The following is a 502-nucleotide window of genomic DNA, read 5'->3' on the forward strand; positions in this document are numbered from 1 at the left end:
GCGTGCCGGCATGGGGGCCCACTTCGGCCTCGCGCTGGTGGAGGCGGTGGAGACCACCTGTTTGAGCGATTTGTAGGTACCGCTGCTCGCGACCAGTTCCCACCACGGGGACTGGTTGCACGAGGCCCGCCTGCCCTGGCCGTGTGCCTGGTTGCTGGGCCACGAAGGGCAGGGCGTGCGCCCGGACCTGATGGCACAGTCCGCTCAGACGGTGCGGATCATCCAGCCCGGCGGTGAAGAGTCGCTCAACGTGGCCGCCGCTGCCGCGATCTGCCTGCACGCCAGCGCGGCGGCGGTGTTCGGCGGACTATAATTTCAAGGTTTACCCAGACCGTCCGTGTCCACTCGGTGACTGTCCTGCGAGCGCCCCGACCACCCCGTGGTTGCCGGGCGCTGCGGCGGACGGGGCCGGGTGAGCGCGGGTGCGTCCAAACCTTCCTGGAGAGTGTCCGTGTTTCCCGTCCTTGCACCCGCCATCCTCGCGCTCGCAGACGGCACGGTC

1 protein-coding gene is annotated in these 502 nt (G+C 69.3%); it reads left to right on the forward strand.

The window, feature by feature from the left end:
- Positions 1-82: 82 nt before the first annotated feature.
- Positions 83-313 (forward strand): TrmH family RNA methyltransferase, encoded by a 231-nt coding sequence (locus tag ML342_RS11835; protein ID WP_275672493.1) that lies wholly within the window; start codon positions 83-85, stop codon positions 311-313.
- Positions 314-502: the final 189 nt, after the last annotated feature.

Origin of the sequence: Thermomonas alba (genome assembly GCF_022419205.1) — a bacterium.
In the GTDB taxonomy this organism is placed as follows: domain Bacteria; phylum Pseudomonadota; class Gammaproteobacteria; order Xanthomonadales; family Xanthomonadaceae; genus Thermomonas; species Thermomonas alba.